Annotated in this window: 21 protein-coding genes and 1 riboswitch; of the genes, 3 read left to right on the top strand and 18 right to left on the bottom strand. The window is 35.1% G+C overall.

Annotation, left to right across the window (positions count from 1 at the left end):
* Positions 1-179: 179 nt before the first annotated feature.
* From metH to AC0NBN_RS00135, 6 genes are all read right to left on the bottom strand, one after another.
* Entirely contained in the window at positions 180-2,846 is a 2,667-nt protein-coding gene (gene metH, locus AC0NBN_RS00160) for a methionine synthase (protein ID WP_160812488.1), read from the bottom strand.
* Between the two features lie 4 nt (positions 2,847-2,850).
* Positions 2,851-3,942, bottom strand: coding sequence for a fatty acid desaturase (locus tag AC0NBN_RS00155; protein ID WP_160812489.1), 1,092 nt, complete (start codon positions 3,940-3,942; stop codon positions 2,851-2,853).
* A gap of 81 nt (positions 3,943-4,023) precedes the next feature.
* A complete protein-coding gene (locus AC0NBN_RS00150) occupies positions 4,024-5,034 on the bottom strand; it encodes a homocysteine S-methyltransferase family protein (protein ID WP_160812490.1) in 1,011 nt (336 codons plus the stop codon).
* Positions 5,035-5,201: 167 nt separating this feature from the next.
* Positions 5,202-6,368 carry an O-succinylhomoserine sulfhydrylase gene (locus tag AC0NBN_RS00145; protein ID WP_160812491.1) on the bottom strand — a complete coding sequence of 389 codons (1,167 nt, stop codon included), beginning with the start codon at positions 6,366-6,368 and terminating at the stop codon, positions 5,202-5,204.
* Positions 6,369-6,492: 124 nt separating this feature from the next.
* Positions 6,493-8,037, bottom strand: a complete 1,545-nt coding sequence (locus AC0NBN_RS00140; RefSeq protein WP_160812492.1) for an ACT domain-containing protein — start codon at positions 8,035-8,037, stop codon at positions 6,493-6,495.
* A complete protein-coding gene (locus AC0NBN_RS00135) occupies positions 8,030-8,977 on the bottom strand; it encodes an alpha/beta fold hydrolase (protein WP_160812493.1) in 948 nt (315 codons plus the stop codon). The genes AC0NBN_RS00140 and AC0NBN_RS00135 overlap by 8 nt, the downstream gene beginning before the upstream one ends.
* 64 nt (positions 8,978-9,041) lie before the next feature.
* Positions 9,042-9,150, bottom strand: a riboswitch (SAM riboswitch).
* Between the two features lie 186 nt (positions 9,151-9,336).
* Here AC0NBN_RS00135 and AC0NBN_RS00130 point away from each other — a divergent pair.
* The gene (locus AC0NBN_RS00130; RefSeq protein ID WP_160812494.1) at positions 9,337-11,949 is read left to right on the top strand and encodes an MGH1-like glycoside hydrolase domain-containing protein; all 2,613 of its coding nucleotides are present in this window, start codon (positions 9,337-9,339) and stop codon (positions 11,947-11,949) included.
* A gap of 78 nt (positions 11,950-12,027) precedes the next feature.
* Here AC0NBN_RS00130 and AC0NBN_RS00125 read toward each other — a convergent pair whose 3' ends face one another.
* The 9 genes from AC0NBN_RS00125 to AC0NBN_RS00085 form a co-directional block, all read right to left on the bottom strand.
* Positions 12,028-12,453, bottom strand: a complete 426-nt coding sequence (locus tag AC0NBN_RS00125; RefSeq protein WP_160812495.1) for an OsmC family protein — start codon at positions 12,451-12,453, stop codon at positions 12,028-12,030.
* Positions 12,454-12,506: 53 nt separating this feature from the next.
* The gene (locus AC0NBN_RS00120) at positions 12,507-13,064 is read right to left on the bottom strand and encodes a YdcF family protein (protein ID WP_474466370.1); all 558 of its coding nucleotides are present in this window, start codon (positions 13,062-13,064) and stop codon (positions 12,507-12,509) included.
* Positions 13,065-13,081: 17 nt separating this feature from the next.
* Positions 13,082-14,404 carry a DUF58 domain-containing protein gene (locus tag AC0NBN_RS00115; RefSeq protein WP_160812497.1) on the bottom strand — a complete coding sequence of 441 codons (1,323 nt, stop codon included), beginning with the start codon at positions 14,402-14,404 and terminating at the stop codon, positions 13,082-13,084.
* Between the two features lie 35 nt (positions 14,405-14,439).
* Positions 14,440-14,793 (bottom strand): four helix bundle protein, encoded by a 354-nt coding sequence (locus tag AC0NBN_RS00110; protein ID WP_160812498.1) that lies wholly within the window; start codon positions 14,791-14,793, stop codon positions 14,440-14,442.
* Between the two features lie 43 nt (positions 14,794-14,836).
* Positions 14,837-15,781: an AAA family ATPase gene (locus tag AC0NBN_RS00105; protein ID WP_474466904.1), complete on the bottom strand. Its 945-nt coding sequence runs from the start codon at positions 15,779-15,781 to the stop codon at positions 14,837-14,839.
* 118 nt (positions 15,782-15,899) lie between these two features.
* Positions 15,900-17,066 carry a hypothetical protein gene (locus AC0NBN_RS00100; RefSeq protein WP_160812500.1) on the bottom strand — a complete coding sequence of 389 codons (1,167 nt, stop codon included), beginning with the start codon at positions 17,064-17,066 and terminating at the stop codon, positions 15,900-15,902.
* A 6-nt stretch (positions 17,067-17,072) separates the two neighbouring features.
* Positions 17,073-17,870, bottom strand: coding sequence for a DUF4129 domain-containing protein (locus tag AC0NBN_RS00095; RefSeq protein ID WP_160812501.1), 798 nt, complete (start codon positions 17,868-17,870; stop codon positions 17,073-17,075).
* The gene (locus tag AC0NBN_RS00090; RefSeq protein WP_160812502.1) at positions 17,863-18,822 is read right to left on the bottom strand and encodes a DUF4013 domain-containing protein; all 960 of its coding nucleotides are present in this window, start codon (positions 18,820-18,822) and stop codon (positions 17,863-17,865) included. The genes AC0NBN_RS00095 and AC0NBN_RS00090 overlap by 8 nt, the downstream gene beginning before the upstream one ends.
* Positions 18,809-19,792, bottom strand: a complete 984-nt coding sequence (locus AC0NBN_RS00085; protein ID WP_160812503.1) for a stage II sporulation protein M — start codon at positions 19,790-19,792, stop codon at positions 18,809-18,811. Before AC0NBN_RS00085 ends, AC0NBN_RS00090 begins: the two co-directional genes overlap by 14 nt.
* 26 nt (positions 19,793-19,818) lie before the next feature.
* Between AC0NBN_RS00085 and AC0NBN_RS00080 the strand changes: the two genes are divergently transcribed.
* Entirely contained in the window at positions 19,819-20,568 is a 750-nt protein-coding gene (locus AC0NBN_RS00080) for an RDD family protein (protein ID WP_160812504.1), read from the top strand.
* Positions 20,569-20,613: 45 nt separating this feature from the next.
* On the opposite strand, the gene AC0NBN_RS00075 is transcribed toward AC0NBN_RS00080, so the two are convergent.
* Positions 20,614-21,084 (bottom strand): hypothetical protein, encoded by a 471-nt coding sequence (locus AC0NBN_RS00075; RefSeq protein ID WP_160812505.1) that lies wholly within the window; start codon positions 21,082-21,084, stop codon positions 20,614-20,616.
* 186 nt (positions 21,085-21,270) lie between these two features.
* Here AC0NBN_RS00075 and AC0NBN_RS00070 point away from each other — a divergent pair, with 186 nt between their 5' ends.
* Positions 21,271-21,561 (top strand): GNAT family N-acetyltransferase, encoded by a 291-nt coding sequence (locus AC0NBN_RS00070; protein ID WP_130914185.1) that lies wholly within the window; start codon positions 21,271-21,273, stop codon positions 21,559-21,561.
* On the opposite strand, the gene AC0NBN_RS00065 is transcribed toward AC0NBN_RS00070, so the two are convergent.
* On the bottom strand, positions 21,550-22,521 hold the full coding sequence (locus tag AC0NBN_RS00065; protein WP_160812506.1) for a glycosyltransferase family protein: 972 nt from the start codon (positions 22,519-22,521) through the stop codon (positions 21,550-21,552). The genes AC0NBN_RS00070 and AC0NBN_RS00065 overlap by 12 nt on opposite strands.
* Position 22,522: 1 nt before the next feature.
* A complete protein-coding gene (locus AC0NBN_RS00060) occupies positions 22,523-23,347 on the bottom strand; it encodes a UDP-2,3-diacylglucosamine diphosphatase (RefSeq protein WP_143884889.1) in 825 nt (274 codons plus the stop codon).
* Positions 23,348-23,380 lie beyond the last annotated feature (33 nt).

The following is a 23,380-nucleotide window of genomic DNA, read 5'->3' as shown; positions in this document are numbered from 1 at the left end:
TGCAAAAATTAATGATTTTAGGAATTTTAAAAGACTTTTGGTCTATATTCTTAATCTTCAGATTAAATTTCCCTGTTTCATTAAAGCCTTCATTGTTTACAGTCACAGTATATTTACAATTCTGTGAAAACAAAAAACAGTTTATGATTAAAAATAAAAAAGAGAAATTATTTTTCATATTAAATTCCGTCTGCCAAATTAGGATTCAGCCATTTTCTTGCCTCTTGTAAAGAAATTCCTTTTCTTTTTGAATAATCTTTCAACTGATCTTCAGCAATTTTTCCCAGTCCGAAATATTTTGCGTGCGGACTTCCGAAATAATATCCCGAAACCGAAGCAGTCGGGAACATCGCTAAACTTTCAGTAAGATAAACACCGATATTTTCTTCCACTTTCAGTAAATCCCAGATTGCGTGTTTTTCCAAGTGATCAGGACACGCAGGATAACCCGGAGCGGGACGAATTCCTTTATACTTTTCAGCAATTAATTCTTCATTGGTTAAATTTTCCTGATACGCGTACCCCCAATATTCGGTTCTAACTTTTTTATGTAAAAATTCCGCATAAGCTTCTGCAAAACGGTCTGCCAAAGCTTTTACCATAATGGCATTATAATCATCATTTGCTTTTTCATATTCTGCTGCCAATTCATCGGTTCCGAAACCTGTTGTTACACAGAAAGCTCCCATATAATCAGTCTTTCCTGAACTTTCAGGGGCAATAAAATCGCTTAACGCCAGATAATCTTTCCCTTTCGAACGCTGAGCCTGCTGTCTTAAAGTAATGAACTTCGTTTTTTGTTCATTATTTTCATCAAAAATTAAAATATCATCCGTTTCATTGGAATTGGCTTTAAAAATTCCGAAAATAGCTTTTGCCGTTAATAATTTTTCGTCTAAAATTCTCTTTAAAATAACCTGTGCGTCTTTGAACAATTCTTTTGCCTGAGCTCCTACAACCTCATCTTCTAAAATTTGCGGATATTTACCATGAAGGTCCCAGCTTCTGAAAAACGGCGACCAGTCGATGAAAGGCAATAATTCTCTCAGATCCTGATTTTCAACAACGGTAATTCCTAACTGATTAGGCGTAAAAATTTCTTCATTCTCCCAGTCGATTTTAAATTTATTCTGTCTGGCTACTTCAATAGAAACGTAGTCTTTTTCTACCTGTCTGTTCAGAAACTTTTCACGGAATTCAGAATATTCGGTTTTTAAATCATCAACATATTCTTTATTTCGGTCGCCCAATAATGAACTTACCACGTTTACCGCTCTGGAAGCATCATTGACGTGAACTACGGCATTTTTATATTTTAAATCGATTTTTACAGCGGTATGCGCCTTTGAAGTCGTTGCACCACCAATTAGCAAAGGGAAATTTAAATTCTGTCTTTCCAGTTCCTGAGCGATGTACACCATTTCATCCAGGCTTGGTGTAATTAATCCGCTCAGTCCGATAACATCAACCTGATGATCAATCGCAGCCTGAATAATTTTCTCGGCAGGAACCATTACGCCCAGATCTACAATTTCATAATTGTTACAACCCAAAACCACGCTTACAATATTTTTACCAATATCGTGAACATCACCTTTTACGGTTGCCATCAGAATCTTTCCGTTGGCTGGTTTTGTTCCGTCTTTTTCTGCTTCGATGAATGGCTGTAAATACGCCACCGCTTTTTTCATCACTCTCGCCGATTTTACAACCTGCGGTAAGAACATCTTTCCGCTTCCGAAAAGATCTCCCACAACGCCCATCCCGGTCATTAAATTAATTTCAATGACATGAAGGGGTTTTTCTGCCTGTAATCTCGCTTCTTCTACATCTTCTTCAATAAAACGGTCGATTCCTTTTACTAAAGAATGAGTGATTCTTTCCTGTAAAGGTTTTGTACGCCATTCGAGTTCTTCAACTTTTTCTTTTTTTACAGATTTGTGCTTTTCAGAATAATCAAGAAGCCGTTCCGTAGCGTCTTCTCTTTTATCAAGGATAACGTCTTCAACGAGTTCCAGAAGTTCTTTATTAATTTCATCATAAACCTCCAACATGGCAGGATTTACAATTCCCATATTCATTCCTGCCTGAATCGCGTGATAGAGGAAAACCGAGTGCATCGCTTCTCTCACCGTATCATTCCCGCGGAACGAGAATGAAACATTAGAAACTCCTCCACTTACGGATGCATACGGAAGATTCTGGCGAACCCATCTTGTTGCTTCAATAAAATCGATGGCATTTCTTCGGTGTTCATCCATTCCCGTTGCCACAGGAAAAATATTTAAGTCGAAAATAATATCTTCCGCAGGAAAATTTAAACGATTCACTAAAATATCATAAGAACGTTTTGATATTTCGATTCTGCGTTCGTAGGTATCGGCTTGTCCCACCTCATCAAAAGCCATTACGATCACAGCAGCTCCGTATCTTTTGATGGCTTTTGCCTGTTTGATAAATTCTTCTTCACCTCCTTTCAAACTGATGGAATTGACCACACATTTTCCCTGTGCAACCTGCAATCCGGCTTCCAGAATTTCCCATTTCGAAGAGTCGATCATCAGAGGAATTCTTGCGATGTCGGGTTCTGAAGCAATAAGGTTTAAAAATTTAATCATGGAAGCTTTTCCATCGATCAGTCCATCATCAAAATTGACATCTAGAATCTGTGCACCTCCTTCAACCTGATGACGTGCAATATCGAGCGCTTCTCCGAATTTTTCTTCTTTTATTAATCTTAAAAATTTCTTTGAACCGGCAACATTGGTTCTTTCACCAACGTTGATAAAGTTACTTTCCGGTGTTATAATTAAAGGCTCAAGCCCTGATAATCTTAAATATTTCATCAATTTATTCTTCTAAAATAAAATATGCATTATTCGCATTTTGCTTCAGCAAATCCACATGTTTGCCCAAAGCGGTAAAAATCGGAAACCGTTTATAGCCGAGATTATATTCTTTGGCAAACTGCTCGATTTCTTCTGTAATTTCATTATAATAGGCATAACTGTAATTCGGAAAAAGATGGTGGGCAACGTGAAAGTTGAAATTTCCCAATACATTTCTTACAAACCAGTTATTTTCTTTTAAATCGTTGGTGACTTCAAACTGATGGTGAAGCCAGCTAAAAGGAAGTCCGTTTTTCTCATCAAGTTTCGGAAAGGCATTATCGGGAAGCGGGTGCAAAGGCAACAGGACAAAAAGCGCAAAAATACTCGCCGCAATAACCTGTAAAAACCACGCTCCCAAAGCCAAACCTAAAGACACTTTAAAAAACAGAACAGGAACTGCAATCTGATAGAAAAAGTAAAACAGTTTATACGTCACCATTTTAATTTTTTCTTTTACCGGAATCGCTCCCTGCGTTTTCAGAATCACTCTTTCGTTATCAAAAAAATCTCTGAAATCACGGATAAACATCCAGTTGAACAGATATAAAGGATAGACCAGAAAGAAAAAAAAATGCTGATATTTCTGAATGCCTTTCGCTTTGATCCACGGAACGATTAAAAGCAATCCGCTCTGCTCAATGTCTGTGTCCCAACCATCTACATTGGGATATGCGTGATGTGCTGCAATATGTCTTTTTTTCCAGATGTAGGAATTCGCTCCCACAAAATCAAAAATCTGTAAAACCAGACTGTTCAGTCTTTTACTTTTAAAAATATTATTGTGAGCCGCTTCGTGAATTAAATTCAGATAAATTAAAACAAGAAAAAGTCCCATCAGAACGAAACTCAGAATATAAACAGCAGGCTGATCTGCATGTAGAAGTGCAAAGACATATAGACCAAAATAGACCAAAGGCAGAATAACCGCTTTGATCTGAATGTAAATATCCCTGTTTTCAGGAATGGATTCTACTCTTTGGTTCACTTTTTTTCTGAGTTCATTAAATAATCTGGCATCCTCCGGATCTTTAAAGTAAATAGGTTTTTCCATTATATTTAATTTTGTGTGACAATTAAAGATAATATTAAAAACTGTTCCTTTTTCTTATGATTTAATTAAAATTCTATTATTTCATACAAATTCTTTCAATTTTCTTGGTGTATATTGTGAAACCAGATCTGCAATTGCTTTAATATGATCCGGCGTTGTTCCGCAGCAGCCTCCAATGATGTTGATTAGTCCTTTTTCCACGTATTCTTTAATCTGACTTGCCATGTTTTCCGGTGTTTCATCATATTTCCCGAAAGCATTTGGTAAACCTGCATTCGGATAAGCTGAGACAGCAAATTCTGAATTATGAGCCAGTGTTTCCAGATAAGGCGTCAATTGATTTGCACCTAAAGCGCAGTTAAATCCTACACTTAAAAGATTTAAATGCGAAACTGAGATCAGAAACGCTTCTGCTGTCTGTCCGCTCAATGTTCTTCCCGAAGCATCGGTAATGGTCCCTGAAACCATGATTGGAATCTTGATATTTCTTTCGTCCTGAAGTTCGTCGATAGCAAAAAGGGCTGCTTTTGCATTCAATGTATCGAAAATGGTTTCTACCAACAGAATGTCTGATCCTCCGTCTAATAAGGCTTCGCATTGCTGTTTGTAAGCAATTCTCAGTTCGTCAAAAGTAATGGCTCTATAGCCGGGATCGTTTACATCGGGGCTTAAACTTGCGGTTCTGTTGGTTGGACCGATAGAACCTGCCACAAATCTTGGTTTATCCGGATTTTTCGCAGTGTACTCGTCGCAGGCTTTTCTTGCAATTTTTGCAGATTCGTAATTCAGTTCGTAAACCAAATCTTCCATGTGATAATCTGCCATGGCAATGGTTGTTCCTGAAAACGTATTGGTCTCGATGATGTCTGCTCCTGCTTCAAGATATTTTTTGTGAACTTCTTCTATTGCTTGAGGCTGCGTTAAGGACAACAAATCATTGTTTCCTTTTACAGGATGTTCCCAGTTTTTGAAACGTTCGCCACGGTAATCTTCTTCTTCGAATTTATAGCGCTGAAGCATGGTTCCCATCGCTCCGTCGAGAATTAAAATTCTTTCGGATAATGCTTTGTATAGTTGTTCTGAATTTTTCATTTATTATATTTTTTCTATAGGTTGCACCTACAGTTATTATTGTTAAACCCTTCGGATTTTATAATGTTGAATCTTTCGCAGCCCGACTTGAGCGGAGCTCTTTTTGCCGCAGCGAAGCGGAGGCAAAAAAGCGGGAGCGGAAGGCGGATAAAGCTGCCCAAAGCAAATTAATCCAATGCTTGTTTCAAATCTGCAATGATATCTTCCACATTTTCCAGACCTACCGAACAACGAACCAAACCTGCAGTAATTCCGACTTCGTTTCTTTCTTCATCGGATAATTTGGAGTGCGTTGTAGAAGCAGGATGCGTTACAATGGTTCTCGTATCGCCTAAGTTTGCAGAAAGGGAACACATTTTTATTTTATCTAAAAAGTTTCTTCCTCCTTCAATGCCTCCTTTGATTTCGAAGGCAACGATGTTTCCGCCTAATTTCATCTGCTTTTTCGCAATTTCATAGCTTGGATGAGATGGCAAGAAAGGATATTTTACCAACTCTACATTTGGATGACTTTCTAAAAACTCAGCGACTTTTAAAGCATTTTCACAATGTTTTTCTACACGAATTGCCAATGTTTCGAGACTTTTAGACAAAACCCAAGCGTTGAAAGGTGACATGGCAGGACCTGTATTTCTGGCGAAAAGATAGATTTCACGGATCAGATCTTCTCTTCCGACTGCAACTCCGCCTAAAACACGACCTTGTCCGTCAATTAACTTGGTTGCGGAATGCACCACAATGTCTGCTCCGTATTTTATAGGTTGTTGCAGATAAGGTGTTGCAAAGCAGTTATCCACAATAAAAATTAAGTTGTGTTTCTTCGCAATCTGTCCGAAAAACTCTAAATCCAACACTTCAATTGCAGGATTGGTAGGTGTTTCCAGATATAAAATTTTCGTGTTGGGCTGAATATATTTTTCTACATTTTCGGCGTCTTCTGCTTTGAAATAGGTTGTTTCAATATTCCATTTTGGGAAATATTTTGTGAACAAAGTATGCGTAGAACCGAAAACAGACTGACAGCTTACAATATGATCTCCTGCATTTAGCAAAGTGGCAAATGTGGAGTAAATCGCTGCCATTCCTGTTGCAAAAGCATACCCTGCTTCTGCGCCTTCCATTTTGACAATTTTATCGGTAAATTCGGTTACGTTCGGATTGGAAAAACGGCTGTATAAATTTTTTGGTTTTTCTTCCGCAAAGCTCGCTCTCATGTCTTCCGCATCCTGAAAAATAAAGCTGGATGTGAGATACAAAGGTGTTGAATGCTCATCAAACTGGGTTCTTTCAGTCTGGGTTCTTATGGCAAAGGTTTCAAAATTTTCGTTTTCCATTTCTATATTTTCCGTAGGTTTTATTCACGGTTGTTTGTTATTATTTCATTCCATTTTTATTATTTCATTCCATAGGTTTCACCTACGGCTATTAATATTGAACCCTTCGGGTTCAAAAAATCTTTTATTTCGTTTCACTTACTCTTAAAATGTCTCCGAAAACGCCTCTCGCTGTGACAATTGCTCCGGCTCCGGCTCCCATGATAACAATTGGGTTTTCGCCGTAACTTTCGGTATAAATTTCAAAAATGGAATCTGAACCTTTCAATTGTCCTAATGCGGAAGTTGCCGGAACGGAAATTAATTTCACATCAAGTTCCCCTTTTTCTTTCTGCAAATCTCCGTGAAGATCTCCTACATATCTTAAAACGTGTCCTTCTTCCTGATTTTCTTTGATTTTCTGATATTCAGCGTCTAATTCGTCCAGTCTTGAAAGAAATTCTGATTTGGAAACAGAAAGCAGATTTTCAGGAACCAGATTCTGAACGTTAATATCTTCAAATTCGTTGATTAAATCTAATTCTCTCGCCAAAATCAGTAATTTTCTTGCCACGTCGTTTCCTGACAGATCTTCTCTCGGATCGGGTTCGGTATATCCTTTTTCCAACGCTTCATTGATGATGGTGGAAAACTTATCGTCTCTTAAAGAAAAATTATTGAAAACATAGCTTAATGTTCCCGAGAAAACGCCTTTAATTCTGGTAATATTTTCTCCTGAAAGATGTAGAAGTTTAATGGTGTCGATCAATGGTAAACCTGCTCCCACATTGGTTTCGTAGAGATAGCGTCTGTTGTTTTTGTTCAACGTATATCTTAGTTGACGGTATTCTGAAATCGGAAGAGTATTGAAAATTTTATTGGAAGAAACCAGATCGAAACCGTTTTCCGCCAATGTATGATAATTTTTTACAAAATCTTTACTTGCCGTATTATCCACAACGATTAGATTTTCCAATTGATTTTCTTTGGAGAATTTAATCAGCTCCTGAACATCAGAAGGATTTTCTGCCGTTAAAACCTCGTCATTCCAGTTGTTGTCGAAACCTTTTTTGTTAAAAGCTATTTTTCTGGAATTGGCAACTGCAACTACTTTAAGATCTATTTTTTTGCGTTTTTTAATTTCTTCTGAAGATTCCAGAACCTGCTCTATTAAAGTTTTTCCGACGTTTCCGTGACCAATAATTGCAAGATGAACGGTTTTCGGTTTTTTGGAAATTTCAGATTCGATGATATTTTTTGCTTTTTCGTCCTGTGAAGATGTCACAACGATATTTACCCGTTTTTCGGCTGCAATCTGGTTTAAAAGCAATGGGAAAACATTATTTCTTGCGAGTTCCGCCAATACTTTGTTGAAGTCTTCTGCAACAAATCCTATAACTGAGACATTATTGATGCTGTAAATCTGGGAAACCTTTCCGGATTTTCTTTCCGCTTCAAATTCATCAATAAGGCAATTCACCGCTTTTTCGGAATCGTTTTCATGAACTAAAATGGAGATTCCGTTTTCAATTGCCTGCTGGGAAATTACTCCCACACTGATTCGCGCTAAAGTAAGCGCTTTGAAAATTCGTCCGTCAATCCCGATTTCCCCTAAGAAATCCTCACCTTCAAATTTGATGATGGATCTGTTTTTTAAGAATTTTATTTCGTTAGCATTACTCTTACTCATTGTACAAAATATTTTTAATGATCGTATTTAATTGTTTATATTCCATTAAGAAGGCATCGTGCCCGTGAACTGAGGTGATCTCGTGATAAAAAACATTCTCCTTTTTCTCTTTCAGCGTTTTAAAACACATTCTGATTTCAGAGGCGGGGAAAAATAAATCGGTATCAACGGAGATCATGTGCATTCGTGCCTGAATTTTTTCCAATTGATTTTCATTAACATTGATATTCATCAGCAAATGATTCATCAGCTTGTAAGCCTTTAAACTAAATCTTTCGGCTAAGACATTTCCGTGATAAACGAGCCAGTCTTCTGATTCTAACTTCTGCTTTTCCTGATTGTATTTATTTTGAAATCTGTCATTCAAAGATTGCGGCGTTCTGTAACACAACATCGCATGGATCCTCGCTTTTTGAAGAGGCTCGTCATTCTGATTCAATAAAAATTTCTGAACCAGACATTGTGCATGAAGCCAGTCGTGAGTTTTGAAATCGCAGGCAACAGGAATGAAAATTTCAGCAAGAGCCGGATTTTTAACCAGCATTTCCCAACCGATTCCTCCTCCCAGAGAACCTCCGATAATGGCGTGTAAACTTTTAATATTCAACATTTCAAGACCTTTCAAAAAGATATTCGCAATATCCGAAGGCGTGAAATCTTCATATTCTTCAATAAAAAAATCATCAAATCCGTTTCCTGGAATATTAAAACACAGAACTGTATATTGAGTTGTATCAATCACCTGATTTTCACCAATCAACTGTTTCCACCATCCCTTTTCTCCCGATACATTGGAATTTCCGGTCAAAGCATGATTTACTAAAATGATGGGAGCCGAAAACAGTTCTTCCCCGAAAAGCTGGTAGCTCAACGGGATATGGTATTCCTTACAGGAATTAGTTTGATACGAAAAATTAATATAGTTTAGTTCTGTTTTCAATTCTATTATACTTTTTAATAATACAATTGAAAATGCCATAAGAAATGGCTGAAAGAACTTCAGTAAGTTATCTGTCCAAAAATAAATTTGGTAGAACGTAGCACCTTCATTGCTTGCGCAAAGGGTTGCTAAGGTTTCACAGGGTCTAATCCCTCAACCTTTCTTGATAACATTTTCAATATGTGAATGATCGAATGGTGCAAATATAAAACTTTTCTTTTAAATATTTATAAAAATTTAATTTAACCTCTCAAAACCCCATAAACAAAGGCGTTTCGGGAAAATATTAAATTTAATTAAAATTTATTAAGTTGGAGTTTTTTCTTAAAAAAACTAACTTCGTGAGTAAATGCGATAAAATGATTGCTGAAAAACATAGATTACAAGATACAGAATGGAAAAACTGGGGTCCTTACGTGAGCAACAGACAGTGGGGAAATGTACGTGAAGATTATAGTCCCAACGGAAATGCATGGCATTTTGCCAACCATAATATTGCAGAAAGCCATACCTACAGATGGGGAGAAGAAGGAATTGCGGGGATCTCAGATACCAAACAGCTTTTTTGTTTTGCTCTTTCGTTTTGGAATAAAAAAGATCAAAGAATAAAAGAACGTCTTTTCGGATTGAGCAATCCGCAGGGAAACCATGGTGAAGACATTAAAGAAATTTTTTACTATCTGGATAATACGCCTACTCACAGTTATATGAAGATGGTGTATAAATATCCGATTAATGAATTTCCTTATGACGATATTTTAGCTGAAAATGCAAGACGCTCTAAAAAAGAACCTGAGTATGAATTATTCGATACCGGAATTTTTGATAACGACGAATATTTTGATATTTTCATAGAATATTGTAAATCTGAAGCAAATGATATTCTGATAAGAGTTACGGTATGTAACCGAAGTGACAAATCTGCTCCGATTGTCGTTCTACCAACCACATGGTACAGAAACAACTGGAAGTGGGGATATAATGAATATAAAGGTCAGGTAGAAGCCGGAAAAGAAGGCTGTATTAATGTTCTACACGACAGTGTTCCTATCAAAAAGTTTTATTCTAAAAACAAGAACGCTGAAAGGGTTTTCTGTGAAAATGAAACAAATCATCCTAAATTACACGGTACTCCTGCTGTAGAAAACGCCTATTATAAGGACGGGATAAATGATTATATCATTCATCATAAAAAAACTATTAATCCCGAACAAAAAGGCACAAAAGCAGCATTCGTTATTGAAGAGACTATTGGAGCAAAAGATTCAAAAGTTTTTGAATTTCGTCTGTCTCCTTATGATATGGAAGATGCGTTTTACCAGTTTGATGAAATTTTTGATGCCCGAATTAAAGAAGCTGATGAATTTTACCAAGAAATACAGCATGATATTTATGATGAAGACGAAAAAAATGTACAAAGACAAGCATTTGCCGGACTTCTATGGAATAAACAATTCTATCATTATAATGTTGGAAAATGGCTGAAAGGCGATCCTAATCATGAGGCTCCGAGAGATTTTGACAATTATGTCAGAAACACAGAATGGGAACATCTCCACAATAAAGATATTATCTCCATGCCCGACAAATGGGAATATCCTTGGTATGCGACATGGGATCTGGCGTTTCACTGCGTTCCTTTTGCCATAATTGATGCTGAGTTTGCGAAAAACCAGTTGCTTTTACTTACAAAAGAATGGTATATGCACCCTAACGGACAGATGCCTGCTTACGAATGGAATTTAAGCGATGTAAATCCACCAGTTCATGCTTGGTCTTGTTTCAGAGTATTTAAAATTGATGAAAAAATGAACGGCAAACCCGATTTGCTTTTCCTGGAGAAAGTTTTTCAAAAATTATTGCTGAATTTCACATGGTGGGTAAACAGAAAAGATAAAAACGGTAAAAATATTTTTGGCGGCGGATTTTTAGGTCTGGATAATATCGGTGCATTTGACCGGAATATGGAGCTTAAGGATGGTGAACATCTGGAGCAGGCAGACGGAACGAGCTGGATGGCAATGTATGCTCTTAATATGATGAGAATGGCAATGGAACTCGCACAATATTATCAGGTGTATGAAGATATGGCCATCAAATTTTTTGAACACTATCTTTACATTGCAGAAGCCATGGAAAACCTTGGTGACGGAAAAGAAGGACTATGGAACGAGGAAGACGGATTTTTCTATGATGTACTCCAACTCGCAAACGGAGAAAGTGTTTCGTTGAGACTGAGAAGTATTGTCGGTTTAATTCCAATGTTTGCTGTTGAAATCATAGATCATCATCTTTTAGATAAAATGCCGAACTTCCGCGAAAGAATGGATTGGGTTCTAAAAAACAAACCAGATCTCACCAAACTTGTTTCACACTGGGAAGAAGAAGGCAGTGGACGAAAACATCTGATGAGCATTCTCCGAAAAACAAGATTGACCAAGGTACTCAACCGTATGCTTGACGAAAAAGAATTTCTGAGTTCATACGGCATTCGTGCCATGTCTAAGATTTACGAAAAAGATCCTTTTGTTTTTACGGTTCATGGTAATAAAAATGTTGTTTACTATACTCCTGCAGAAAGTGACAGCAGAATGTTTGGCGGAAACAGCAACTGGAGAGGTCCGATATGGTTTCCTATCAACTTTCTGATTGTGGAAAGCCTGCAAAGATTCCATTTTTATTATGGAGACAGCTTAAAAGTTGAATTTCCGACAGGAAGTGGAGAAAAAAAGAGTTTGGATGAAGTCGCTCAAAATATCAGTGGAAGACTCTGCTCTATATTTTTGAAAGATGAAAGCGGACAGCGTGCTTTTAACGGAGGTAATTACAAATTAAATTATGATCCTCATTTTAAGGATTATATTACTTTCTATGAATATTTTCATGGAGATAACGGGCGTGGTGTCGGAGCTTCGCATCAGACAGGATGGACTGCTACTGTTGCCAAACTATTAAAACCCCGACTCTCTTAATTGAGATTATAACTTTGGAGAATCATAGAGTTTGAGAGTTGTAAAATATTTCTCTCTCAAACTCTGTTACTCTCCCACTTATTCCTCTACTTTTTCACCGTTTACAAAAACTTCGTAGCCGATTTCTACATTCGGCTCTAAAGTTTTAGATACCGAACAGTATTTTTCGAAAGATAATTCAGAAGCTTTCAAAGCTTTTTTAGGATCTACGTTTCCTTCGATAAAAAATTTCACCATTATTGACTTAAATGGTTTTGCATCATCTACAAGAACTCTTTCACCTTCAACTTCTGCTTTAAAACCGGTAATTTCCTGTCTTTGTTTTTTTAAAATGGAAACCACATCAATCCCGCTGCATCCTGCAACAGCCATTAAAACACTTTCCATTGGGGAAACACCTTTTGCTCCGGGTTGTGTCGTATTGTCCAATAAAATTGAATTTCCCTGAGCGTTGGTACATTCAAATAAAAAATCTTCGTTGAGACGGTTTAAGGTAATTTTCATTTTGCTTATTGCTTTATACAAAATTACAAAATGAATTCAGCAATTTGAATAAATTAGAAAATCTCTTTATAAAACGCTACAAATTCACGAAAGACAGAATAAAAATCTCTTATTTCAAAATAAACAGGACTAGAACTTTCAATATTTTTAAACCCTTCTTTTCTAAACAAAATTTTGGTTCTGGTTTGATGAAAATATTGTGAAACTGTGATGGCACTTTTAAAATTTAGACTATCCATTATTTTGATGGAATTTTTTACGGTCTGTTGGGTATCGTTTCCAAAATTATCAACAACAATGTTATTTGCCGGAATTTTATTTTGGATAAGATATTCTTTCATTTTATCGCCTTCCCAAAAACCTTCTTTTCCCAAACCTCCGCTTACGATAATTGTCTTCACTCTGTTTTGTCTGAATAAATCAATGCTTTTATCAAGGCGTGCTTTCAGTCTATCGGAGGGAGTTCCGTCTTCATTAATTTTGTTACCTAAAACTATTGCCGAATCTGCTTTTCTGTTTTTATCATATAATCCATAAAAAATAATATAGGAAGAATGAATTAAAAACCAAGCAACAAAAACTCGAAAAAAAGTTTTCAAATATTTTTTCATAGGTTGCCGATAAAACATTACAAAATCCCTCTTGCTTTGATCTCCAGATATTTATTAATTACCTCAACATTGAGGTTTTCCGGAAGTGTGTAAACTGAATAAATTCCATATTTCCTCAATTCCTGAATAATCAGTTTCTTTTCAAATTCAAATTTCTCGGCAATGATTTCATCATAAATTTCCTGCATCGTTTCAGGATTGGAATGAATGATCTTCTGAACTTCTGTATTTTTAAAGAAAACTACAACCAACAAATGATTTTTAGCAATGCCGCGAAGGTATTTCATCTGCCGGCTCAATCCGTCTAAAGTTTCAAAATTGGTAAAAAGAAGAACCAGGCTGCGTTGATTAAGAGAGTATTTAACATCCTGATATAATCGATTGAAATCACTTTCAAAGAAATCGGTTTTGATGTTATATAAAGCTTCTGAAATTTTTCTCAACTGTCCGGATTTATTATCTGCAGCTACTTTATTTTCAGCTTTTTTAGAAAAAGTCATCATTCCTGCCCGATCGCCTTTTTTCAGAATGATATGGGATAAAGCCATCGTCGCGTTAATAGAATAATCCAAAAGACTTAGACCATTAAAAGGCATTTTCATCGTTCTTCCTTTATCAATCAGCATAAAAATACGCTGTGATTTTTCATCCTGAAACTGATTCACCATCAAACGATTGGTTTTTGAAGTCGCCTTCCAGTTGATCGTTCGAACATCATCTCCGGGAACATATTCTTTAATCTGCTCGAATTCCATTGTATGTCCCAATTTTCGGATTTTTTTTATTCCGCCTAAAAGAAATTCGTTCTGCAATGCCATCAGTTCGTATTTTCTAAGATGGATAAAGGATGGATAACATGCCAATGATGTATCTTTCTGAAAAATAAAACGTTTCGAAATGAAACCTATCGGCGATGAAGCATAGACATTTAATGCTCCGAAATTATATTCACCTCTATCTTTTGGCTCCAGAGAATACTGAAAAAAAACATTTTTACCCGGCTGAATTTCTTTTACAATTAAAAAATCTCTTTTCTGAAACTGAAACGGAATTTCATCAATTACTTTGACATTAATTTTGAATGTGTAATTATTTTTAATATCAATTTTAATAAAATTTTCATCGCCATTCGACAGTTTTTCAGGTAAAATTCTTTGGGCTAAAACTGCATCTTTTGGTCTGAAAACAAGCAAATAATCTACAAACGCAATAAAAAATACCAGCAATAAAGCTGAATGACCCAAAATCATAAAAAACGAAAAAAAGAATGCTAAAATATAGAGCATTCCTACACCGATGAGTGCGAAGAAAAAGCGTGTATTGATGTATAGTTTTTTCAAGGTTCTAGGTTTTAGATTTTAGGAGTCAGATTTATTTATTGCTTTAAGGAATTAATAAGACCATTTAACATTTTTGAAATTTCAATAATATCTTGATTCAATTTTAAATAGTTTTTCTCATTTAAAAAACCGAGATTTTTTGATATAATTAATTGTGTTTCAACCTCTGCACAACTTCCTCTAGAGATTCTTAGAAACTGCAAATAATCAGGTACACTTCTTCTAGAATTTCCCTCAGAAATATTGGAAGGAATCGAAACTGCAGCTCTTCTAATTTGAGATATTAAACCATATACTTCAGTTTTAGGAAAAGATTCAGTTTCTTTATAAACCTCTGTAACAAAATTTATAGATTTCTGCCAAACTAAAAGTTCTTTAAAATGTGCCATAATGAAAAACTTACAACTATAATCTTCTACCTAATACCTCAACCTATCTAGGAATTTCTATTCCTTCCAGAATCTGTCTGATAATTTCATCGGCTGTAAGTCCTTCCATTTCTCTTTCCGGCGATACAATGACTCTGTGACGCAAAACAGCGAAGCTTGCTTCTTTAATATCTTCAGGAGTTACAAAATCTCTTCCTCTTAATGCGGCAAATGCTTTTGAAGCCGTTAATAAAGCCAGACTTGCTCGTGGCGAAGCTCCCAGATACAAAAATTGATTTTCTCTTGTATTGATGATGATCTTGGCGATATACTCTATAAGTTGAGATTCAACAATGATTTCTTTCACCAGCTTCTGATAAGTATTGAGCTGCTGTGCAGTAATAATCTTATTTACAGCTTCCGTCTTATCTTCCAGTCTGTTATCGTGCTGGTTTTTGATGATTGAGATTTCCTGTTCCAGATTAGGATAGCCTACATTGATTTTAAATAAAAATCGGTCAAGCTGAGCTTCGGGAAGTCTGTATGTTCCTTCATGCTCAATCGGGTTTTGGGTTGCAATAACCAAAAACGGCTCTTCCATTTCATAACGCGTTCCGTCGATAGTAATCTGCTTCTCCTCCATTACCTCAAACAAAGCCGCCTGAGTTTTTGCCGGAGAACGGTTGATTTCATCAATCAGAATAAAGCTTGAAAAGATGGGTCCTTTTTTAAACTCAAATTCAGAATTTTTCATGCTGAAAACCGATGTTCCCAAAATGTCGGAAGGCATCAGATCAGGCGTAAACTGTATCCTGCTGAAATCTACATCAATAGTTTTCGCCAGTAGCTTTGCCGTAATTGTCTTTGCAACTCCGGGAACTCCTTCTATCAGAACATGCCCGTTAGAAAGCAGTGCCGCCAAAAGATGTTCGACCATTTTTTCCTGACCGACAATTACTTTGGCGATTTCTGTTTTTACTTTATCTAAATTTTCACGAAGCTCGATCATATAAATTCTTGACTGAAACTGCTCCTGCTCTTTCTGTTGTATATCTAAATTTACAGATGGCTGATATTCTGAATGTTCGTTGTTATCTTCCATATTGTTTTATTTTTTTAATAAATTTTTATTTTAAAATTGAATCCAAAAGAGCATTCATCTTTGCCAAATCTTCTTTCATCACACTTGCGTAAGGATCCTGTGCTTTTTTCATTAAAACAACCGCTTCTTCAATCATTTCAATTGGTTTTCCTGTTTTCAGATGAAGCTTTTTTGCAAAATCATCATCCAGATTCTGAGTATCTATCAATAGATCAATTCTCACTTTATTTAGAAAATACTGAGCTTTTTTTGCCATCATATCATGAAAATCACCTTCCTGAAGATAAAGATTACCGATGCTTTTCACAAAATCAGCCGAAGTATTTCTGAGAGGTTCAATAACGGGAACAATACGCTGTTTTCGTTTTGCATTGAAGAAAATAAATAATACCATCCCGCCTAAAAATATCCACCAAGCATATTTAAGCGGCGGATTGGATAAAATAAAACGCAACGACCAGCTAGATTCCGTTGTATTGGCTTCCGTAAACCACAATGTTTCATTTTCATTCAGATAAGAAAAAATATTTTCTGCATACTTTAAATTTTGAGGCTTTAAAAGATAATAATTGGTAATAAAAAGCGGCTCGCTGTGAACGAAAATATGCCCTTTCCCAAAAGGCGCTTTAATAAAATTAGCCTGATCGTCATTGTCTTCCTCAACTGTTTTTCCTAAAACCTGCACTTTAGGTTTAATATAAGAAAAACCTTTTCCTGAAGGAAACTTATCCAGTTTCAGAGAATCATCTACATATTTTTTATCTGTGAGTTTTAATACATTGTTATCTTCAAAAGAAATTTGCGACATATAAAAACCAATAGAGTCTGAAATAGCTTTAGGAACTCTTGATGCAATAACCATCACGTTGGATCCTTTTTCTGCCTGCTCCAGGATTTTATACCAGGATTCTGCATCAATTTCACTTTCTATGATTAAAATATTATGCTTATTATCTTTTGCGGGATTATTTTGCGAATAATAATTATATGGTGAAAGATTTACTTTTGTAAGTTTATTTTTGAACAAATCTTTAGACTCTTGATTGAATACAAATAGTCCGAAAGGAGATTTCTTATTGACATCAAAATTTTTCCGCCAGTCTAAAACTTCCTTCTTGTTCAATTCAAACAACGCCAGAATCACCATGATTATGATGAAAATTACAGCATATATTTTGAAAGTTCTGTTCATACCGGACTAAGCATTAAAGTTTTGAAACTGTTTTTTGAATTTTGCATAATGCTCCTCATCAATGCTGAATTCTCCGTACCATACATAATCGAAAATATAGGAAAGATCGTAAAATTCGTTTTTAAGATTTCCTGCTTTTAATTCTGCAACATAATCTTTGTTGGTTTTTTCCGGATTCCACTGGATCAGTTTTTTGTCACTCAGTTTTTTGAGGATAAACAAAAACTGGTATCTTACTGCCGAACGGTAGTCTTTATTATTTTCAAAAGCGGCAATACTTTGAGGGAAATTTATTTCGTGAATATTCTCATGAAGCTCTTCTTCATTAATTTCAACTTTCCTATTCTTTTTACCAAAAAACAGACTCCCATTATGGCTGATTAAAAATTTAACTAAAAAATATAAAAGAAACCCTACCACAACAATCGCAAAAAGACGGATAATAACTGCCGTAATCTGCGAAGATGTTTCCATACTTGTTTCTCCGAAGATGCTTCTGATAAGTTCGGCAATTTTATGCTGTAGTTTTTGAAGCAAAGATTCTCTTGGTTTGGAAGTCGTGTAATCGAAATCTTTTTCCTGATATCTGGAACCTAATTTTTCTTTGAATTTTTTCTGAAAAACAGGATTCTCGGTAAGAGGATTGGCTTTTAACACAGAATCTGCAACATACATATTTCTGTAATGCGAAGTTACCGCAGAATCCACAACAATTTCTTCGGTATATTCTTCCGTATAATCATCCTGCGCTTTTACAAGACCAAGATTCAGAACAACAATCAGTAAGAAAAGAAATTTATTCATTAACGCCAATAGTTTCAATTTCCTGCAGGTCAAGCTGCTGATGTAAGTCTCTGCGGCTGTCAAAATACATCAGTCCGGAATTTACATACATTAAGTTTGAAAGAATAAATGAGAAAAGTAATGATACACCATAAGTCACAAACAAAATAATCCCGAATCCGCCTGCAAAAGGATTCTGCTCAAAATTTCCATCTGGGGCAGAAGTCGCAATTTTAACCATAAAAAGAATCATGGGTATCATTGTGAAAATTGTGATAATTACCTGTATGATAATGTAAATAACCAATGTTGCTCCCCAATATTTCCAAAATGGCGAACCTTCTCTTGCACTCGGATAAGAAAACTGCGAACGAATGGAGTAACTTAAACTTGCAAAAAATCCTCTGGAACTATTGAAATAATCAAACATTAAAAAATTGATAATGTTTACTACAACAGGAGCAACCAAAAATAAAATAAAGAAACCGATCAGAATGAAAATCATCGCATAGGAAATCCCTAAAATGATAATTGCTAATGGGGTAACGATAAAGACCAAACCGAGTATTAATTTCCCGATTTTTCCTGCATTCGATTTGAATTCAGACATAATATCATCTACTTTGATCTTTTGTTTTCCTTCATTCAGCTTTTTCATATAAAAAACAGGATACAGATAATTTACAATCATTAATGCTATAAAAAGTATGAATGTAAGAATACCGGTCGTAATAAACATCCCTGCATTTTCCTGAAAATAATTTTCAAAATAATAGCTCTGACCGCCAATATTAGATCCGAAAGCCTGCATAAACAGTTCTTTGTAACCGAATATGAAAATTACAACAAGCAGAATCAGCAGAAGACCATTGATAAGAAGATAATTTTTGTAATAATTTCTTCCGTAAAGTTTAAAAAATGCAAATGTATCGCTTATAAATGCTCCGAAATCTCTTTTTTTATATAATTGCATGGTGAATTTGTTTTTTGATTCTCTGGTTAACGATTTTTGGATAAATAAAATAATAAAAGCTGATGATTCCCAAACATCCGAAAATAATGATAAGGTTTAAAACTAAAGGCATATCTAAAGCATGTCTCGTTACATAACCTTCAATAATTCCGGCACATATCGTGAAAGGAACCGTGCTTAAAAATATTTTAAATGAATTTTTGAATCCGTTTTTGAAAGAATTGAATCGTGAAAATGTTTTGGGGAACAAAATAGATGCTCCTAAAATTAAACCACACATTCCCTCTACAATCATACTGAAAATCTCAAATGTTCCATGAAGCCATATTCCTTTTGCGCTGTCTGCCAAAGCCCCATGTTCGTAGAAAAAATACTGAAAGGTTCCTAACATAATAGAATTCTGCATCAGTACATAAAATGTCCCGATTCCAAGAAATATTCCGTAGAGATATAATTTAGCTCCTACAATAATATTGTTAAATGTAATTCCTATAGTGCTTCCCCAGGTTGATCCGCTTTGATAAACACCTACAGGATTTCCGTTTTTGATGTTTTCAATCGTCATGTTTACATAGCCTTCGCTCAGAATAATCTTGGCAAAATCTTTATCATAAACCGCTGAAAGCACACCAATAAGCATAAAAGAGAAGAAAAATATAAAAGAATACATCAAATACCTTCTGTACTCAAAAACAATCATCGGAACTTCCGTTTTAAAGAAATAAAGAAGCCTGTTTTCTTCTATACGTTTTGTTTTATAAATCTTTTGGAAAATCTGTGACGACAAATGATTAAGATAAACTGTTGTATTGCTTTTAGGATAATAAGACTGAGCAAAAGATAAATCGTTGATGAGGTTTATATACAGTGATGACAGATCATCAGGATTTTTTTTGATTTTCCCCTGAATAACCTGCTCAATTCCCAACCATTTTTCTTTATTTTGTTTGATGAAATAAACTTCTCTCATATTGTAAGGCTAAAATAATAAAAAATATGTCTCAAATTGCGATAAATACTTCTCAAAATGTAAATATTAATTTCACCGTTGCAAGCATTGGAGAAAGAATCTTAGCTTTCATTATTGACGGTGTTATCAAGATTGCTTATATTTTCCTTGTTTTTTATCTTTTTTTCGGCGTTTTAAATTTAGGCTATATTTTAAACGGGATGGATGACTGGTCTCAGGGTGCTGTTTATATTGTTCTGACCTTTCCCGCTTCTATCTATCCGATTGTTTTTGAAAGCCTGATGGAAGGACAGACACCAGGAAAAAAAATTATGAAAATACGTGTCGTGAAAATTGACGGTTATCAGGCGGGTTTTGGAGATTATCTTATTCGATGGATTTTCAGGCTGATTGACACCACTTTTTTGGGATTGATCGGATTAATCTCCATGATTATTTCAAAAAACAATCAAAGATTGGGCGATATTGCTTCCGGAACTGCAGTTATTTCTTTAAAAAATCAAATCAATATTTCGCATACGATTTTAGAAAATATTCAGGAAAATTATATTCCGACTTTTCCTCAGGTAATCGCACTTACCGATAATGATATGAGAATCATTAAAGACAATTATCTCAAAGCCGTGAGAATTGATGACAGACGTGTCATTTCCAGACTTTCAGATAAAATTAAAAACATTTTGAAGCTGGAAGTAGATCCGAGAGAAATGACAGAAAGACAATTCATCGGGATTATTATCAAAGATTATAACTATTATACAGGAAAGGATAATTAACTCTACATTCAGTTATAACTAATCATATCTAATCTGAAATTAAAATCATTGCAGCAAAAACCATATTGCAACACCAATTCCGGCATAGACAGTCACTGTAATAATATCAGCAATGGGCTGTGAAAAGCGTTTTTCAGCAATTTTTTCTCCGTTGATCTGATTTTTATGAAATTTGAGAATTTTATCCGGCTTTCCAACAGGATGTGCAACCAGACTGTCATTTTCCCATCTGTCCACGATAATTTTATATTTTCTGCCTTCCACATCAATTTTAAAATTCTTGCTTGGAGCAAGCTTCTCCTGAATATTTACTGGAACAGAAGCTAGCTGTGAATTCAGGTTTTGCGATTCAGCAGTATTATTTTTTGTCTGTATGGAAGCCGTATTACCAAGAGCTGCATTTTTATTTGGATCTTGTTTACTGTCAATGGGTGTTTCTGCCGGTTTTCTGACCTGATACGTATAGCAGCTCATTAGACAGAATGATATGATGAGAAGGTAAAAATTCTTTTGCATTAGTCAAATTTAAGAATTAAACGGAAAACTCCGTATTTTCTTTTAAAAGTTTCTGCTTTTTAAAAATTTATTTGAGATTACAACAGCCTTAGGTTTGAGTTTAGCAGTTAGTAAAAATTTGTTGATGTATATCAAAAACTCCTCGGTGCAGTTTTTGTATTTTTATTTTTAATTAAAATCAAGATTATGAGATTCGAAAATAATAAATCAGGAAACGGCGGAGTCATTACGCTGAATAACGAAATAAAAGAAGTAGGAAGACTTACCTATACGATTTTCCCAAACGACAGTAAACTTGTTATTTCCTTTGTTCTTGTGCATCCAGAGTTTGAAGGTCGGGGAATGGGAAAATTCCTTGTTGAGGAAGCCATTAAATTTTCTCGTGAAAACAACTGGAAAGTGTATCCTCACTGTTCTTATGCAAGAGCTGTGATGAGAAGAATGAATGACGTAGAAGATATATTTTTACAGCATTAAAACTTCTTTCAGTAAAATTTCTTCAATATTATCCGGATAATCAACCTTAAAATGCAGATCGGAATCAATCCAGTTTTCGATTTGTATTTTATCAAGAATTTTAGAATTAGGAATTCCCATTCGGTTTAAAGCAGCTGCATTACATTCCTGTTCGTACTGATTATGAATAGGAATTACAAAAAGTTTTTTGTCCATAAACAATGCTTCGGCAGGAGTTTCAAAACCAGCATTGCACAAAATCCCTTCACAGTTCTCAAAATGTTTCAGATACTGAACTTCATCAATAGGAAAAATTTCAGCATTTTTAATCTTGTTGTAAGCCACTGCGTTTTTTGAAAAGATTTTCCACTCTACAGGAATATCATTTAAGATTTTAATGATGTTTTCATCCGAAAAACTTGGAAGATACACTACATAAAATCCTTTTTTATCAGGATTAAGATTTCTTATTTTCCGTCTGATAACAGGCTTTTTGATTTGTGGATGATAATTTTCAAAGTGAAAACCTATTTTACGCTCACTTGGAACGTAATACTTAAGAATCATTTCGCCAAAGAAATCTTTTTTTTCAGGTTTTGGAGTTTCTTTGAAGCTCATTGAAGCCTGATGACTCAGCTCAATCATATTCAGATTTTGAAGTTTACAAGCCCAGCCTGTAATTGGTTCATAATCGTTAATTATCAAATCATACTTACTGAGATCAATATCTTTTATAGTTCTGAATGCTTCTAAAAAATTATTTTCAAACAGAATTTTTTGGTACGAAATACCTCCTCGCTTATTGTATAACAAGGAAATTCCTTTATGTTGAAAATTAATCGGAAAATCTGCTTTCAGTTGTGATTGATGACCGCTGATTAAAGTATCAACATGAACATATTTTTTCAAAATCGGAATGATTTCCTGCGCTCTTGCAATATGCCCGTTTCCTGTTCCCTGAAATGCGTACAGAACTTTCATTTTATGTGAACTGGGTTACGAGTTTCATTAGATCAGAAGGATGGATGTCGTGAATTTCTTCGGAAGTATCTTCCTTGAGAGAGTCTTTATGGTCATCATAATAAAAGATTTTCCATTCCTCGTTATGATATTCCAAAGCAGAAAGATTTTCTACCCAATCTCCGGAATTAAGGTAAATACAAGACCCTTTTTTATTAGTAACCTCACGAATTTGAGGTTGATGAATATGTCCGCAGATTACATAGTCATATTCATTATCAATGGCAAGCTCAGAAGCAGTCAGCTCAAAATCGCCGATATATTTTACTGCTTTTTTGACATTATTTTTAATTTTTTTTGAAAACGAGTACTTTTCCTTACCTATTTTCTCTAAAAACCAATTGACCAGATTGTTGATGACAATAAGAAAATCATAACCTTTACCACCAAGTTTTGCAATCCATTTAGAATGCTGTACAGAAGCATCGAATACATCTCCATGGAAAATCCATGTCTTTTTGTTGTTAACATCCAGACAGAGTTTGTTGCAGACTTTCAGCTTACCCAGCTCGAAATCAGTAAATTTCCGGAATATTTCATCATGATTTCCGGTAATATAGTATACATCGGTGTCTTTTGTAGCAAAAGAAATAATCTTCTTAATCACCTTTAAATGAGGCTTAGGGAAGTAAGACTTTTTAAACTGCCAAATATCAATAATATCACCATTCAAAACCAATGTTTTGGGGTGGATAGAATTCAGATATCTCAAAAGTTCTTTAGCCTTACATCCGTAAGTTCCCAAATGCACATCCGAAATAACAACCAATTCAACGTTTCTTTTCATAATTTTAGACAAAGAAACTAATTGAAAATGAAT

The sequence above is a fragment of the Chryseobacterium sp. L12 genome, from assembly GCF_056133985.1.
This window is presented reverse-complemented; position numbering and strand designations above follow the sequence as displayed.

Coding starts and splice junctions, on each gene's coding strand:
- AC0NBN_RS00130 (WP_160812494.1), top strand. CDS start 9,337: ATGATTGCTGAAAAACATAGATTACAAGATACAGAATGGAAAAACTGG.
- AC0NBN_RS00085 (WP_160812503.1), bottom strand. CDS start 19,792: ATGAGAGAAGTTTATTTCATCAAACAAAATAAAGAAAAATGGTTGGGA.
- AC0NBN_RS00145 (WP_160812491.1), bottom strand. CDS start 6,368: ATGGAAAACGAAAATTTTGAAACCTTTGCCATAAGAACCCAGACTGAA.
- AC0NBN_RS00090 (WP_160812502.1), bottom strand. CDS start 18,822: ATGCAATTATATAAAAAAAGAGATTTCGGAGCATTTATAAGCGATACA.
- AC0NBN_RS00155 (WP_160812489.1), bottom strand. CDS start 3,942: ATGGAAAAACCTATTTACTTTAAAGATCCGGAGGATGCCAGATTATTT.
- AC0NBN_RS00095 (WP_160812501.1), bottom strand. CDS start 17,870: ATGAATAAATTTCTTTTCTTACTGATTGTTGTTCTGAATCTTGGTCTT.
- metH (WP_160812488.1), bottom strand. CDS start 2,846: ATGAAATATTTAAGATTATCAGGGCTTGAGCCTTTAATTATAACACCG.
- AC0NBN_RS00110 (WP_160812498.1), bottom strand. CDS start 14,793: ATGGCACATTTTAAAGAACTTTTAGTTTGGCAGAAATCTATAAATTTT.
- AC0NBN_RS00105 (WP_474466904.1), bottom strand. CDS start 15,781: ATGATCGAGCTTCGTGAAAATTTAGATAAAGTAAAAACAGAAATCGCC.
- AC0NBN_RS00100 (WP_160812500.1), bottom strand. CDS start 17,066: ATGAACAGAACTTTCAAAATATATGCTGTAATTTTCATCATAATCATG.
- AC0NBN_RS00140 (WP_160812492.1), bottom strand. CDS start 8,037: ATGAGTAAGAGTAATGCTAACGAAATAAAATTCTTAAAAAACAGATCC.
- AC0NBN_RS00120 (WP_474466370.1), bottom strand. CDS start 13,064: ATGAAAAAATATTTGAAAACTTTTTTTCGAGTTTTTGTTGCTTGGTTT.
- AC0NBN_RS00125 (WP_160812495.1), bottom strand. CDS start 12,453: ATGAAAATTACCTTAAACCGTCTCAACGAAGATTTTTTATTTGAATGT.
- AC0NBN_RS00060 (WP_143884889.1), bottom strand. CDS start 23,347: ATGAAAAGAAACGTTGAATTGGTTGTTATTTCGGATGTGCATTTGGGA.
- AC0NBN_RS00080 (WP_160812504.1), top strand. CDS start 19,819: ATGTCTCAAATTGCGATAAATACTTCTCAAAATGTAAATATTAATTTC.
- AC0NBN_RS00070 (WP_130914185.1), top strand. CDS start 21,271: ATGAGATTCGAAAATAATAAATCAGGAAACGGCGGAGTCATTACGCTG.
- AC0NBN_RS00075 (WP_160812505.1), bottom strand. CDS start 21,084: ATGCAAAAGAATTTTTACCTTCTCATCATATCATTCTGTCTAATGAGC.
- AC0NBN_RS00065 (WP_160812506.1), bottom strand. CDS start 22,521: ATGAAAGTTCTGTACGCATTTCAGGGAACAGGAAACGGGCATATTGCA.
- AC0NBN_RS00150 (WP_160812490.1), bottom strand. CDS start 5,034: ATGAAAAATTCAGAACAACTATACAAAGCATTATCCGAAAGAATTTTA.